This is a genomic window from Sphingomonas sp. Leaf357, assembly GCF_001423845.1.
Taxonomy (GTDB): Bacteria; Pseudomonadota; Alphaproteobacteria; order Sphingomonadales; family Sphingomonadaceae; genus Sphingomonas.
Map to the genome: position 1 here is coordinate 2,689,487 of NZ_LMPM01000001.1, position 15,130 is coordinate 2,704,616.

At 65.0% G+C, this 15,130-nt stretch carries 9 protein-coding genes; 3 read left to right on the forward strand and 6 right to left on the reverse strand.

What is annotated here, in order from left to right:
* Positions 1-5: 5 nt before the first annotated feature.
* A complete protein-coding gene (locus tag ASG11_RS12610; protein ID WP_055779728.1) occupies positions 6-596 on the forward strand; it encodes an alpha/beta hydrolase in 591 nt (196 codons plus the stop codon).
* On the opposite strand, the gene ASG11_RS12615 is transcribed toward ASG11_RS12610, so the two are convergent.
* The 5 genes from ASG11_RS12615 to ASG11_RS12635 form a co-directional block, all read right to left on the reverse strand.
* Positions 589-1,533: a formylglycine-generating enzyme family protein gene (locus ASG11_RS12615; RefSeq protein WP_055779730.1), complete on the reverse strand. Its 945-nt coding sequence runs from the start codon at positions 1,531-1,533 to the stop codon at positions 589-591. The two genes, ASG11_RS12610 and ASG11_RS12615, sit on opposite strands and share 8 nt — an antisense overlap.
* Complete coding sequence (locus ASG11_RS12620) at positions 1,530-3,203, reverse strand: arylsulfatase (RefSeq protein ID WP_156363755.1); 1,674 nt, start codon at positions 3,201-3,203, stop codon at positions 1,530-1,532. Before ASG11_RS12620 ends, ASG11_RS12615 begins: the two co-directional genes overlap by 4 nt.
* A 172-nt stretch (positions 3,204-3,375) precedes the next feature.
* Positions 3,376-4,317: a TauD/TfdA dioxygenase family protein gene (locus tag ASG11_RS12625; RefSeq protein ID WP_055779732.1), complete on the reverse strand. Its 942-nt coding sequence runs from the start codon at positions 4,315-4,317 to the stop codon at positions 3,376-3,378.
* Between the two features lie 40 nt (positions 4,318-4,357).
* The gene (locus ASG11_RS12630; RefSeq protein ID WP_055779735.1) at positions 4,358-5,746 is read right to left on the reverse strand and encodes an MFS transporter; all 1,389 of its coding nucleotides are present in this window, start codon (positions 5,744-5,746) and stop codon (positions 4,358-4,360) included.
* 13 nt (positions 5,747-5,759) lie between these two features.
* Positions 5,760-8,165 carry a TonB-dependent receptor gene (locus ASG11_RS12635; RefSeq protein ID WP_055779738.1) on the reverse strand — a complete coding sequence of 802 codons (2,406 nt, stop codon included), beginning with the start codon at positions 8,163-8,165 and terminating at the stop codon, positions 5,760-5,762.
* A gap of 685 nt (positions 8,166-8,850) precedes the next feature.
* On the opposite strand from ASG11_RS12635, the gene ASG11_RS12640 reads away from it, so the two are divergent.
* Both ASG11_RS12640 and acs read left to right on the forward strand, forming a co-directional pair.
* Positions 8,851-10,866 (forward strand): TonB-dependent receptor, encoded by a 2,016-nt coding sequence (locus ASG11_RS12640; protein WP_156363806.1) that lies wholly within the window; start codon positions 8,851-8,853, stop codon positions 10,864-10,866.
* A 10-nt stretch (positions 10,867-10,876) separates the two neighbouring features.
* Positions 10,877-12,826, forward strand: a complete 1,950-nt coding sequence (gene acs / locus ASG11_RS12645; RefSeq protein ID WP_055779740.1) for an acetate--CoA ligase — start codon at positions 10,877-10,879, stop codon at positions 12,824-12,826.
* A gap of 90 nt (positions 12,827-12,916) precedes the next feature.
* On the opposite strand, the gene paoC is transcribed toward acs, so the two are convergent.
* A complete protein-coding gene (gene paoC / locus ASG11_RS12650; protein WP_055779743.1) occupies positions 12,917-15,127 on the reverse strand; it encodes an aldehyde oxidoreductase molybdenum-binding subunit PaoC in 2,211 nt (736 codons plus the stop codon).
* Positions 15,128-15,130: the final 3 nt, after the last annotated feature.

A 15,130-nucleotide genomic window follows, 5' to 3' on the forward strand; every position in this document is an offset into this window, starting at 1 on the left:
CCGTAATGGATTTCGCGTCCGATCAAGTCCAACCGATCCTGGTGACCGCAAAGGGCGACCCCAAGCTGCCGAACGCGGTAAACCATGTCGAACTGGACCTGGCCAAATTCCATAACGGACGCTGGGCCTTGCAGCTCGACGCGGCCTTCGCTCGCCGCTCCATACCGGCGGTGATCGTCGCGCGCGGCGTCGCGTGCCTGGCGGTGGCGTGGTGGGCACAGCTCTCGCCGCGCAGCTATTTGGATGCGGTGCGCGGCGCGGTGTTCCGCTCCCCGCTGCATGTTGAACTCGGCCAAGCACCGATCGCGGCGAGCGCCAGCACCGGCCCCACGCACCGCCTGCCCTTCCCGTCGATCGTGGCAAACGACGTGACCCTGTATGTCGAACAGGTGCTGGCCCTCGCCGACCGTTGGGGCAGCCGGTTCGTCGATCTTAGCGCACCGTCATCCGATCACCCGAGCAATCGATCGAGCACCGGCACGGCGGCAGAGGAACGCCTGCTGGCCTATCTTGCCCTGCTCGATCCGCGCGTGGCATCGGACGACGATCGCGCGGTGGCGTACATCGCCCCGCTCGCGCCGATCCACTCTATCTAGAACGTCCCAACGCGACCGTCCGGAACCCCAGATGCGACGCGGCCAGCGTCTCCTCCTGCGCATGCCGCGCGGCGGGCCGGTAGCGGGCGCAATAATTGCTCGCGCACAGGAACGATCCGCCCTTGATCACGCGCGCCCGCGCGCCGGGCTGGCGCGGATCGAAGCTCGGGTTGCCGGGTGTGCCGTCGCCGGTCGCGAACGCGCCGTGGCCGGGGAGATACCAGCTCTTGGTCCATTCCCACACATTGCCGATCAAATCGTACGCGCCGACCCCGTTCGGCTCGAAGCACCCAACCGGCGCGGGGCCGACAAAACCGTCCTCGCCGCTGTTCCGGTTCGGAAAATTCCCCTGCCAGGTGTTGGCGTGGCGCGCATCGGGCCGAGCATCGGGATCGCGCAGACCGAAGCGGGCGGCCGCCTCGAACTGCTCTTCACTAGGCAGCGCCCGCCGCGACCAGCGAGCGTAAGCAGCCGCATCGGCATAGGTCACATCGACCACCGGCTGCTCTGAACGGCCCTTCAGATCGGTATGCGGCCCGTGCGGATGCCGCCAGTTCGCACCGCGCACGAAGCGCCACCATTCGGCCGGGTCCGGCGTATCGCCTGGCAGGCGCGGTGGCACGAACACGAACGCGCCGCCGTTCGGCCGCTCGGCCTCGGTGACATAGCCGGTCGCCGCGACGAAGGCGGCGAACTGGCGGTTGGTGACTTCATGTGCATCGATCCGAAAGGCGTCGACCTCGACCGGCGTCGGCGGGCCTTCCTCGGGATAGAAACGATCGCTGCCGATCGCGAACCGGCTGGCGGGCACCAGCACGCTGCCGTCGCTGCGATCGCCGCCGCAGCGCTGCGCGACGGCGGATCGCGCCGGCACCGGTCGTGCATCCGCCCCGAGCAGTGCCAGCGCGCCGACCACCAGCAGCAGCGGCCGGATCACGGGAACGTCGCCGGCGTGGAGGGCAGGATCACCCCCACCTGCTTGCCATAACCGTCCCAGGCGGCGGCGAGCGCAGCCAGCCGCTTCGGCTCGCTTTTGGCGAGATCGCGGGTCTCGCCGGGATCGTCGGCGAGGTTGAACAACCGCCAGCCGTCACCGAGATTGACCGCCTTCCAGTCGCCCTGCCGCACCGCGCGGCGACCGAACAATTCGCTGGCGACGTGCTCGTCCGGCGCATGAACGCGTTTCGCCGCCCCTGTGAGATAGGGCCGCCAACTCGACCCACGCACCGGCTGCACCGTACGGCCGGCATAGCTGCTACCGCGCCATTCGCCGCCCGCCGCCTCGACCAAGGTCGGCACCACGTCCATCACCGTGCCGTACACGCCCGAGACGCCGCTGCGCTTGCCGCCCGGCCAGTCGATGAACGCCGCCACTCGGGTGCCGCCCTCGGTGGTGAAACCCTTGTAGAGCCAGGACGGCGCGGTCGCCGCCTGCGCCCAACCGGGGCCATAGCCGATATACGATGTCGGCTTGCCCCAATTCTCCAGCCGATTGTCGGCAGCCTTCACGCGCAGCGACAGGCCGGGAATTTCCGCGCGCGCGACATCCAGTCCCTCCGCCCCATTGTCGGCAGTGAACAGGATGATCGTGTTGTCGTACTGGCCGGTGGCCTTCAGATGCGCGATCACGCGGCCGACATTCTGGTCCATCCGGTCTACCATCGCCGCATAGATCTCCATGGCGCGCGAATGTTCGGCCTTTTCCAGTGGCGACAGATCGGCCCAACGCTTGCTGCCCTTCAGCACCTCGATCGGATGCGCGACGACGTTCTGAGGAATCAGCCCCAGCGCCTTTTGCCGCGCCAGCCGGTGTTCGCGCAGCACCTCGAACCCGGCATCGTATTTGCCCTTGTAGCGCGCGACATCCTCGTCAGGTGCCTGAAGCGGCCAGTGTGGCGCGGTGAAAGTGAGATAGGCGAAGAACGGCTTGGTCTTGTCCGCCTTGCCGAGGAATTCGATCAACTTGGTCGCATAGGTGTCCGACGAATAGAAGTTGGCGGGCAGCGTGGCGAGCTGCTGGCCGTTCTCCCAATAGGTCGTGCCGAAATCGCCGGGCTTCTTCGAGATATCGAGCCCGTAATGGTTGCCGCCACCCTGTGCGAGATCGAAGCTCTGGTCGAAGCCGTGCCGCGCCGGGCTATCCTCGGCCCGTGTGCCGAGATGCCATTTGCCCGACATCAACGTCGCGTAATTCAGATCGTGCAGCCGATCCGCCAGCGATACGATATCGCTCGGCAGATAGCCCTCATAGCCGCGCTGGCCGCGCTGATTGGGCGCGAGCAACTCGCTCATATTGCCGAGCCCGGCGAGATGGTTGTCGGTGCCCGACAGCAGCATCGAACGGGTCGGCGAACAGGCCGGGGCGGAATGGAAGCCGGTGAGCTTCAACCCGCGCGAGGCGAGCGCATCGAGGTTAGGCGTCCGGATCTCGCCCCCGAACGCCCCTACATCGGAATAGCCGAGATCGTCCGCGACGATGATGAGTATGTTCGGCTTGCGCGCCGGGTCCGCCGCCCTGGCCGGGGCGGCCGGCGCCGCCCCTTGAAGAAGCGCCAATGGAGCCAGCACCGCCGTCGCGGACAGTAACAGATATCGTTTCTTCATCATTGCCTCTTGGGACATCGAACGCGAAGAGCGCTCCGCTTTGCCAAAAACACAACGTCACCCCGGACCTGTTCCGGGGTCCACCGTGCCGCATGCTTGTCGTTCTAATCTCTTGCTTCGAAGCACGCCGCCTGGTGGACCCCGGACCAAGTCCGGGGTGACGATGCCATACTGATCACTCCGCCGCGACGAGTTCCAGCTGCGGCTCGGGCTTCACCACCCGGCTGCCGGAGCCATCGACGCCCACCGGCACCTGCCCCGCGATCGTCGCGCGGCGCAGCAGGCGGCGCTGCTTGCCGAAATCGGCGATGGCGCGGTGCTGCGTCGCGCGATTGTCCCAGATCGCCACGTCGCCCGGGTTCCAGCGCCAGCGCACGGTATTCTCCGGCTTGGTGATATGATCCTGCAACAGGCTGAAGATGCGCGCGGAGTCATCGCGGTTGAGCCCCACGAACGACTTCACGAAATTGCCCAGCAACAGCACGCGTTCCTGCGTCTCGGGGTGGACGTGCACCACCGGATGCTCGGTCTCGTATACCGTCGAGGCGAAAATCTCGCGATGGCGTTTGATCTGGTCTTCGGATGCTTCGGGTCGCGAGGCGGCATAATCATAGGCATTGGTGTGGATCGCGCGCAGCCGGTCGGCGAGCGCCTTGAGCGGGGCGGGCAGATCGGCATAGGCCGCCGCGCCGTTCGCCCAGAGCGTATCGCCACCCGCCGGCGGGATGATCAGCGAGCGCAGAATCGATGCGGACGGAAAGGCCGGCAGGAACGTGATGTCGGTATGCCAGGCGGATGCCGCCTCGCCTTCCTTCGAGTTGAGTTCCAGCAGGAAGCGCGATCCTTCCGCCACCGGCACGGTAGGATGCGCCAGCGGCTCGCCCAGCCTGGCGGCGAACGCCTCGTGGCTTTCGTCGGTCAGGTGCGTCTGGCCCCGAAAGAAGATAACCTTGTGGCGCAGCAGCGACGCACGGATCGCCGCGACGGTCGGTTCGTCGAGATCGCCGTCGAGCTTAACGCCCCGGATCTCGGCCCCGATGCGTCCGCCCACGGGCACGACGTCCAGCGGATTGTCGGCGTCTTTCACATTGTCGAAATGGTGGATCAAGGCAGTCATGGCACTTCTCCTTCTCTCTGCGGTGGTACGGGGGGAACACTCAGGTCGCAGCGCGGGTATCCAGCGCGCGCCGGATCTCGGTGTGCGCGGCCTCGTCCAGCGGAAAGCGCCAGATCAGCGAAGCGGCGACGATGTGTGCGAGCGCCGGGCCGAGCGCGAAGACGTATTTCAGCGCCTCCAACGATTCCGGGCAGCTATGGCCCTTGGGCTGGAAACCGAACCACGCGACCAAAGGCAGCGCGAGCCCGATGCCGATCGCCGGCCCCAGCTTCATCGTCAGGCTGAACACCGAGAAGAACAGGCCGGTGCGGTTGTGTCCGGTCTCCAACTCGTGCGCATCGGCCACGTCGGCGACCATCGCGCGCAGCATCAGGTTGCCCGACCCTTGTGTAAGCCCTTGCGCCACGGCGAGCGCGATCAGTAGCCACAGCATGCCGGGGAAGACCGCGATCAGGCCGATATTGATCGCCGCCTGCGCCAGTTCCCCGGCGATCGCGGTGCGCCGTTTGCCGTGGCGCTTGCCGATCGCGAGCCAGATCGGCCCAGCGAGGATACCGAACGTGAATTGCAGCAGGTACAGCCCGCTCGCCCAGGCCGGCAGCCCCATGTAATTGACCGCGAAGAACACGATCAGCCCGGCGCGGATCGATTGCCCCGCCGTCACCACGGTATCGGAGGCGAGCACGCGCAGTAGCAGCCGGTCGCGCAGGATCAACGTCGCGGTCTGCCAGAAGCGCGCACGCGGCAGGCGCTCGATCGGGCGCGCCGGTTCCGGCAACGCGAACAATGTGAGCAGCAAGGTCGGCGCCAACGTGATCAGGATGAACCCGCCGACGACGTGCAGCTTCAGCGCGATATCGGCCGGGCGGACCTGTTCGAGCAAGGTCGGCAGGATCAGCGTCAGCACCAGCCCGATCGCGCGCATCGTCGCCTGATAGGTCACCACGCGCGTGCGTTCGTGATACTCGCCGGACAACTCCCCCGCCCAGGCGGAGAAGGGAATCTCGATCATCGTCCAGCCGCTGTAGAAGATGAACAGTACCACTCCGAGATAGAGCGGAGAGACGATATCGGGCGGAAAGAACAACAGGGTCGATCCGACGCCGAACAGCACGCCGCCCGCCGCGATCCATGGCCGCCGCCGCCCGAACCGGCTGCGCGTCCGGTCGCTCAATGCGCCAACGAGCGGATCGCTCACCACATCCCAGAAGCGACCAATGAAGAACACCAGACCTATCGCCGCCAGCGACAATCCGTAGTGCGTCGCATACAATTGCGGCACGAATAGCACGAGCGGCAGGCCCGCCCCCGCGATCGGGATTGCGAGCGACCCGAAGCCGAGCAGACGCAATCCGTCCGGTCGATCGCTTCGCGCGTTGGATGGTTGCGGCGTGTCCGCGACGTGCGCGAAATAGGGGATGCTGGCCATCTGCCACTCCTGACTAGAATTTGACCCGGAAGGTGGCGCCGAAGGTGCGCGGATCGCCCAATGTCGCGGTGACGAGGCCGTAATTGAGCACGCTCAGCGTCTGGAAATACTCGTTGTTCAGCAGGTTTCGCGCCCATAGCGACAGATCGTATCTGCCGTCGGCAAGACGCACCCCGACCCGCGCGTTGACCACGTCATAACCCGGCACGAGCCCGTACCGGCTGTTGCTGGCAACGGTGTAATAAGACGAGCGGTACGACCAGTCGGCATGGCCGTAGAGGTCCACGCCCTTGCGGAGCGGCACGGTGCCGTCACTGCCCAGCGCCGCCGACCATTTCGGCACGCCCGCGAGTGGCTGTCCGGTCATGCTGCGCACCTGGCCCAGGTTCAGTTGTTCGACCGGCGCTGGGCCGTTCGGATAATCGACATAGGTCGCGTCGGTGTACGCGATCGATCCGGTCACGCCGAAATGGCGGTCGATCTGCCACGCGGCATCGCCCTCGAACCCGCGCGAGCGGACCTTGGGGATGTTCGCGATATAGTTGATGTACGTCGTGGTGCCGATGATCTGCTGCACGATCGTCGTCTGATATTGCGTGACGTCGGTCTGGTACGCAGCCAGGTTCACCGTGACCGCGCGATCAAAGAATTGCGACTTCACGCCGATCTCGTAATTGTTGACCTTCTCGGGCTCGACCAGTGCCGACACCCCCGCGGGCAGATTGGTGAGGTTCAGCCCCTGCGATTTCGAACCGCGCGAATAGGTCGCGTAGAGCAGCACATCGTCGGAGGGTTTCCAGCCGAGGGTCGCGAGGCCCGACAGGCTATCGTTCTTAGCCGAGACGTCGAAGGCGGCGATCGGACTCAACGTGTTGCGGATCGTGGCGACCTGCGCGAGCTGCGTGGCGTTCAAGCCGGTCGTCGGTTGCGCGAACACGCGAGTGCTGCTGTACGATCCCCATTTGTCTTCATGGGTGTAGCGCAGGCCCAAGGTCAGGCTGAGCGCGGGGTCGATATGCCACACCCCCTGCCCGAACACCGCGAAACTGCGCGTGTGCGGGTCGGATTGCGAGTTGGTAAGCAGGCCGTTTGCCGCGATGTTGGCGACCGCCACCGGCACGGTGGGGTACAGCGCCGCGCCCGCATCCGCGCCGTATTCGGTCGTCCCGCGCCCGATGACGTTCTGGTAGAAATAATAGAGCCCGCCGACATAATCGATGATATTCTTGCCGTTGGAGGCGATGCGCACTTCCTGGCTGAACTGGCGCTGGAAATTCTGCTGCTGGCTCTGCAGGTTGATCGACAAAGCGGTGTAATCGCTGTCGTTGCCCGGATACCAGTTCCAGCGCCTTCCGGCCGTAACCGACGTGATCGTCGCCGGGCCGATATCGTAATTGATCTCGCCCGACAGGCCCCAGGTGTTCATGTTCGCCTGGAACCGCGAATTGGCGTCGGTCCGTCGGGCGAAGGGATCGAACGGCGGCGGCGTATAGCCCAACCGCGTCGTGCGATCGGCGAAGGTGTTCGCGATCGCCGCGCCATTGTCGTAGGTGCCGAAGCTGCCGACCAGCACGTTGATGCAGCAATTCTGGTCCTGCTGCCCCCAGTCGCCGATCAGCCGCACCGTCAGGTTCGGCGCCGGCGTCAGCAACAACTGCCCACGGATCGTCGCGTTGCGATAATCGTGCACGTCGCGCTTGGTCGTCGTATCGTAGAGGAAGCCGCCACGGTCGGTATAGGCACCGCTCAGCCGGAAAGCGGCAAGCCCGTCGATCAGCGGCCCGGTGAGCGATCCGCGCAGCTGAGAGAAATCGTAATTGCCGACATCCGCCTGCCCGTCGAAGCCCCAATCGAACTTGGGCAGTTTCGAACTGATGTTGATCGCGCCCGCCGTGGTGTTCTTGCCGAACAACGTGCCCTGCGGCCCGCGCAGCACCTCGACATGATCGAGATCGACCAGATCGAACTGGCTCTGCCCGACGCGCCCGTAATAGACGTTGTCGACATAGACGCCGACGCCGTTTTCCAACCCATCATTGGTCAGCGCCACGTTCGATCCGAGACCGCGGATATTGATGTTGGTGTTGCGCGGATTGAAGCTGAACACCTGCAGGGACGGCACCAATTGCTGCACCTGATCGAGCCGGAAATCGCCCCGCGCCGCCAGCTGCTCGCTGCCCACGACGCTCAACGCGATCGGCACGTCCTGCGCGCGTTCCTCGCGCCGACGAGCGGTGACGATGACCTCGCTGGACGGCTCCGCATCGGTCGTCAGCGATTCCGGCGCGGTGGCGGGCGCGGCCGGATCCGCGCTCGCGATCTTGATCGGTGCGGCGGTCTGCGCGGCCGCATGCTGCGCAGCAAATGCCAGGGGCGCTGCGCCGGCGATGAGTTTCAGTCGTCGATAGGCATGCGTCATCGCTGCCCTTCCCCTTATGGTTTTGGAAGAGTTGTTCGGTAATCGTCGTGTGTCGTCGGCCATCTGCTGCGGGCGCAGCTATCCCGTCCCGCAAGCCGGATAAGCGTGCGGAGCGGACACAGCGTCACCATTGCGCCGGTAGGGCGCTCAGGCTGCTACGATGGGTGAATGGCCGTCAGGGCCTCAGGGGCGACAGCGCGTCCCGGGGGGCCGATGGAGATAATGGCAACGCATCATCGAGAACTCCTCGCATGGTTGAACCGTATCGACCCGAAACCAGTCTCGCGCCGTAACGACACTATTCCTATCGAACGAATGGGATTTAGCGAGCATAGTTCGACTTGCCGTTCGCAAAGCGCGGCTACCTGCCCGCATCGGGCGTGATCCTGTCTCTCCGAAGCGTGGCCGCAAAGAGCGATATATCGACTTAGGCGTGCGGTGCTTGCATTACCCATCGCCCAGCCGTCACCCTGGACCCGTTCCAGGGTCAACCAAGCGGCTTGACCAGAACCATGAGGTTGATGATCAGGCTGCCGACACGGTGGACCCCGGAACAAGTCCGGGGGGACGGATACGACCGGCGAGTGGACCGCAAAAAGACTGAATGTTCGTACGCTCTAAAACCACTAAGGCGGTCCGTCGTTCGGGCCGCCCTTCTCTTTTTTTCCGAAAGTCCATGTTCTCGATGCGCCGCTTCTTCGGATTGCCCCTGATCGCTCTGCTGCTGCCGCTACCGGCCTTGGCCCAGACCGCGCCGCCCGCGTCAGAGGACGAAAGCGAGATCGTCGTGCTCGGCTCCGGCCTGCCCTTGCCGCCCGGCACGCCAGCCTATGGCTCATCGATCATCGACCGCGCCCGCCTGAACGACGAGGCTTCCGACCGGGTCGAGAATGTCCTGAAGGACGTTGCCGGCTTCCAGCAATTCCGCCGGTCGGACAGCCGATCGGCCAACCCCTCCGCGCAGGGCGTTACGCTCCGCGCGCTCGGCGGCAACGCGTCGAGCCGCGCGCTCGTGCTGCTCGATGGCGTACCGCTGGCCGATCCGTTCTTCGGCTATATCCCGTTCACCGCCTTGTCGGCGGATCGCCTGTCCGGCGTGCGCATCACGCGCGGGGGTGGATCCGGGCCGTTCGGGGCCGGCGCGGTGGCCGGCACGGTCGAACTGGTCAGCGCAACGCGCGCCGATCTGCCGAACTATTCCGGCAGCGCCTTTTACGGCAGCAATAATGCGATGAGCGTGGCCGGCTCGGTCTCGCCCGATCTCGGCGGCGGCTTCGCCACCCTGTCGGGCCGGTTCGAACGCGGCGATGGCTTCTTCACTACGCCTGGCGATCAGCGCGTCCCCGCCACGGTCCGCGCGCGCTATCGCGACTGGTCCGCCGGACTGCGCGCCGTGGCCCCGGTCGATGCCGACACCGAATTGCAATTTCGTGGCCTGCTGTTCGGTGACAATCGCACGTTGCGCTTCGCCGGTGCCGACAGTTCCTCGCAGGGCGAGGATGCAAGCATACGGCTGGTCCATCGCGGGCGCTGGCAGATCGATGCGTTGGCCTATGTTCAGGCGCGCAACTTCAGCAACAGGGTGATCAGCAGCACGAATTTCCGCCTCAGCCTCGATCAGCGCAACACGCCCTCCACCGGCATCGGCGGCAAGATCGAGATCCGTCCTCCGGTCGGACCGGATCACGTCCTGCGCATCGGCGTGGACGCGCGCAAGGCGGACGGCCAGCTGTTCGAAGACGCCTACAGCACCGTCACCGGCCTGGTCACCGCGCGGCGCAATGCCGGCGGCGACACCAGCACCACCGGCCTGTTCGTCGAGGACGACTGGACGATCGGCCGATTGATCCTGACCGGCGGGCTGCGCGGCGATCGCTGGACCATCACCGACGGCTTCTTCCGCGAGAAGACCAATGCCGGCAGCGTCACCACCGATCAACGCTATGGCGATCGCAACGGCGTGGAGGCGACCGGACGCGCCGGCGCGCTGTTTCGCGCGACCGATGCGGTGGCGTTGCGCGTCGCGGGCTATACCGGCTTCCGTCTTCCGACGCTCAACGAACTCTACCGTCCGTTCGTAGTGTTTCCGGTCACGACTCAAGCCAATGCCGCTCTGGGCCTGGAAAAGCTGCGCGGGTTCGAAGGCGGCGCGGACCTGACCCCGGCCAAGGGTGTGAAGATCGGCGTCACCGCCTTCTACAACCGCCTCGACGACGCCATCGCCAATGTGACGATCGGCACCAACCTGCGCCAGCGCCGCAATGTCGATGCGGTCGTGGCAAAGGGCGTGGAGATCACCGCCGGCGTCATACGCGGACCGATCTTCCTCGATGCCTCATATGCGTTCAGCGACGCCCATGTCCGTGCGAGCGGCGCGTCGATCGGGCTGAACGGCTTCGTGCCCGCGCAAAGCCCGCGCCAGGCCGCCAGCGCGACATTGGGTTGGGCACCCGCCACCGACTGGTCGCTCTCCGGCACTGTCCGCTACGTCGGCAAACAATATGAAGACGACCTCCAGACCGATATACTCCGCGCTGCATTGACGGTAGATGCGGTCGTCCGGGTGCCGATCGCCAGGCATGTCTCGCTGGTCGGCCGCGCGGAGAACATCTTCGACGAGACGGTCGTCACCCGCAACCAGGCGGGCTCGATCGATCTCGGCACGCCGCGGACGCTGTGGATCGGCATCCGCCTGAACTAGAGGAGAGTTTGTGAGCGACGACATCTATCCGGTGCCAGCGGAATGGGCGAACAGCGCCCGTATCGATGCCGCGACCTATGCCGCCGATTACGCGCGCTCACTCGCCGACCCCACCGGCTATTGGCTCGAACAGGCGCAGCGGCTCGATTGGATGACCGCACCCACGCGCGCCGACGAAAGCGATTTTGGCGAAGAGAATTTCGCCGTCCGCTGGTTCGCCGATGGCGTGCTCAACGTCTCCGCCAATTGCCTCGATCGCCATCTGGCCGAGCGCGGCGACACGGTCGCGATCATCTGGGAGCCCGACGATCCGAAGGCGACCCCGCGCCACATCACCTATGCCGAACTCCACGTCGAGGTCTGCAAGTTCGCCAATGTCCTGAAGGCCAGGGGCGTTCGCAAGGGCGACCGGGTCACGCTCTACCTGCCGATGATTCCGGAGGCGGCGGTGGCGATGCTCGCCTGCACCCGCATCGGCGCGGTGCATTCGATCGTGTTCGGCGGCTTCTCGCCCGATGCGCTGGCCGGCCGGATCACCGATTGCGATTCGCGCATCGTCATCACCGCCGACGAAGGCCGGCGCGGCGGCAAGGCGGTCGCGCTCAAGACCAATGTCGATGCCGCGGCCAAGCTGACCTCCTGCCTCGACACGGTGATCGTCGTGAAGGCGACCGGCGGCGACGTTCCAATGACCGAAGGACGCGATTTCTATTATGGCGATCTGATGGCGGACGCGTCCGCCGATTGCGCGCCCGAACCGATGAATGCCGAGGATCCGTTGTTCATCCTCTACACATCGGGATCGACCGGCAAGCCCAAGGGCGTGCTGCACTCCACCGGCGGCTATCTGCTCTGGGCCAGTCTGACGCACGAACTGGTGTTCGATTACCGCGCCGGCGACATCTACTGGTGCGCCGCCGACATCGGCTGGGTCACCGGCCACAGCTACATCGTCTACGGCCCGCTCGCCAACGGCGCGACGACCTTGATGTACGAAGGCGTGCCCAACTGGCCTAGTCCGTCGCGCATTTGGGAGGTGGTCGATCGCCACAAGGTCAACCAGCTCTACACCGCGCCGACCGCGCTGCGCGCGCTGATGAAGGAAGGCGACACTTATGTCACCTCAACCAACCGCTCCTCACTAAAACTCCTCGGCACCGTCGGCGAACCGATCAATCCCGAGGCCTGGCGCTGGTATCATGAGGTCGTCGGCGGCGGGCGCTGCCCGATCGTCGATACTTGGTGGCAGACCGAGACCGGCGGACACATGATCACCCCCCTGCCCGGCGCGACCGCATTGAAGCCGGGCAGTGCCAGCCACCCGTTCTTCGGCGTCGAACCCAAACTTGTGGATGCCGAGGGCAAGATGATGGAAGGCGCGGCCGAGGGCAATCTCGTCATCGCGCGGAGCTGGCCGGGGCAGATGCGCACCGTGTGGGGCGATCACGACCGCTTCTTCCAGACCTATTTCAGCACCTATCCCGGCACGTATTTCACCGGAGACGGCTGCCGCCGCGATGCCGACGGCTATTACTGGATCACCGGGCGCGTGGACGACGTGATCAACGTCAGCGGCCACCGCATGGGCACGGCCGAGGTCGAATCCGCTCTGGTCCTGCACAAGACCGTTGCGGAGGCCGCCGTCGTGGGCTTTCCGCACGATCTCAAGGGCCAGGGGATCTATGCTTATGTAACCCTCAACGCCGGCGAGAACCCGACCGATGAGCTGCGCCGCGATCTGGTGAAATGGGTCCGCCAGGAAATCGGTCCGATCGCCACGCCCGACGCGATCCAGTTCACCCCCGGCCTGCCCAAGACCCGTTCGGGCAAGATCATGCGCCGCATCCTGCGCAAGATCGCCGAGGGCGATCTGTCGAGCCTGGGGGATACCAGCACGTTGGCGGACCCGAACGTGGTGGACGATCTTGTCGCGAACCGGGTGCGGCAGGCATCGGCCTGAAGCATATCTTCACCCCAAACACTGCCCAGGGTGAAGATATGCGAAGAACCGATCAAACGAGAGGATCGGCCGAGCGTTCGAAACATGCATTCAAGCCACCGCCGGCAAACGATCCAGATGCTTCTCCAACGTCATCGGATAATCTCGCACTCGCACGCCAGTCGCATTGTATATGGCATTGGCAATCGCCGCGCCAACGCCACACAGGCCGAGCTCGCCGACACCCTTGGCCTTCATCGGTGAGGACAGCGGATCGACCTCATCGAGAAAGATCACTTCCTGGTGCGGAATATCCGCATGCACAGGGACCTCGTATCCGGCGAGATCGTGATTGACGAAGAAGCCGAAGCGCTTGTCGACCGCCAGTTCCTCCATCAACGCCGCGCCGACGCCCATGGTCATCGCGCCGATCACCTGGCTGCGCGCCGATTTCGGATTGATGATCCGCCCCGCCGCGCATACCGCGAGCATACGACGAATGCGCGTTACGCCGGTATAGCTGTCCACCGCGACCTCGACGAAATGACCGGCGAACGTCGCCTGCTGATATTTCTTGTCGAGATCACCATATTCGATCGCGTCCTCGGCGACGATCTCGCCATCCTTGGCGGCATCCCCCAGCTTTGCGCTGCGATTACCCGATGTCACCTTGCCGGCGCTGAACTGCACGTCGGCGGAATTGAAGCCGAGCTTCTGCGCCACCGTTTCGCGCAGTTTCACGCAGGCGGCATATACGCCGGAGGTCGAATTGTTCGCCCCCCATTGCCCGCCCGAGCCGGCCGACGCGGGATGATCGGAATCGCCTAGAACCACCTTCACCTGATCAAGGTCGATGCCCATCATCTCGGCCGCCGTCTGCGCCAGGATTGTATAGGTGCCGGTACCGATATCGGTCATGTCGGTTTCCACCGTGACGATCCCCTTGGCGTCGAGGCGCACCCGCGCGGCGGATTTCATCAGCAGGCTGCCGCGATATCCCGCAGCCACGCCCATGCCAATCAGCCAGCGTCCGTCGCGGACCATCGCCGGCTTTGCGTGTCGCTGCGCCCAGCCGAACTTGTCCGCACCCGTGCGCAGGCATTCGATCAACTGCCGTTGCGAGAATTTACGCTCCGGCTTTTCCGGATCGACCTGAGTATCGTTGATGACGCGAAGCTCGATCGGATCGATGCCCAGCTTCTCGGCCAGTTCATCCATCGCTATTTCCAGCGCCATCAAGCCCGGTGCCTCGCCAGGCGCCCGCATGGCATTGCCCTCGGGCAGATCGAGCACCGCCAGCCGTTGCTGCGTGATGCGGTTCGCACCGGCATAGAGGATCTTGGTCTGTGCGGCCGCCGTCTCCAGCCCGCCGCCGGGCAGATCGCCCGACCAGCTCTGGTGCCCGATCGCGATCAGCTTGCCGGTCTTGTCGGCACCCAAACGGATGCGCTGGATCGTAGCGGGCCGATGCGTCGTGTTGTTGATCATGAAGGGACGCGGCAACGCGATCTTTACCGGCCGCCCGGCTGCTTTCGCGCCCAGCGCCGCCATGATCGCGTCGGCGCGCACGAACAGCTTTCCACCGAACCCGCCGCCGACATAGGGCGAATCGAGTCGGACATTCTCCTTCGGAATGCCGAGCGTCTTGGCGACGTCGCCCTTGCTCCAGGCGATCATCTGGTTCGAGGTCCACAGCGTCAGCTTGTCGCCCTCCCAAGCAGCGATCGTCGCATGCGGCTCCATCATCGCATGGCTGTGATCGGGTGTCGTGTAGGTCTGGTCGAGCTTGATCGGCGCGGCTGCATAACCCGAAGCGAAATCGCCAAAGCTGGAATCCGCTTCCCCGCCAAAGCCGCCACCGGCTGGCTTGGTAGCCTTGTCCTTGGCGGCGGCGAGATCGAAGCCGCCAGCCTCGCGAGCATATTCAACTCGCACCAATGCGGCCGCGGCACGGGCCTGCTCGAACGTTTCCGCCACGACCACGGCAATCGCCTGATGGTAATGCTCGATATCTGGCCCGCCCAACAATTTGGCGGTGTTGAAATTGCCCTTGGCCAACTTGCCGGCGTTCTGCGCCGTTACGATCGTCAGGACACCGGGGGCGGTTTTGGCGTCGGCTAGGTTGATCGAGGTGATTCTGCCCTTGGCGATCGCCGATCCGACGATGTAGCCGTACGCCTGATCGGACGCGACGTCGTGGCGTTCATAGGCATAGGGTGCCGTTCCGGTGGTCTTGTACTTGCCGTCGATGCGATCGTGCGGCTTGCCGACGACCTTCAACTGGTCGATCGGGTTCCGGCCTGCTGGTGTGTCGAATTTCATGGG

Excerpts from the sequence above, each read along its gene's own strand:
- ASG11_RS12610 (WP_055779728.1), top strand. The coding sequence starts at position 6 with ATGGATTTCGCGTCCGATCAAGTCCAACCGATCCTGGTGACCGCAAAG.
- ASG11_RS12620 (WP_156363755.1), bottom strand. The coding sequence starts at position 3,203 with ATGATGAAGAAACGATATCTGTTACTGTCCGCGACGGCGGTGCTGGCT.
- ASG11_RS12625 (WP_055779732.1), bottom strand. The coding sequence starts at position 4,317 with ATGACTGCCTTGATCCACCATTTCGACAATGTGAAAGACGCCGACAAT.
- ASG11_RS12630 (WP_055779735.1), bottom strand. The coding sequence starts at position 5,746 with ATGGCCAGCATCCCCTATTTCGCGCACGTCGCGGACACGCCGCAACCA.
- ASG11_RS12635 (WP_055779738.1), bottom strand. The coding sequence starts at position 8,165 with ATGACGCATGCCTATCGACGACTGAAACTCATCGCCGGCGCAGCGCCC.
- ASG11_RS12640 (WP_156363806.1), top strand. The coding sequence starts at position 8,851 with ATGCGCCGCTTCTTCGGATTGCCCCTGATCGCTCTGCTGCTGCCGCTA.
- paoC (WP_055779743.1), bottom strand. The coding sequence starts at position 15,127 with ATGAAATTCGACACACCAGCAGGCCGGAACCCGATCGACCAGTTGAAG.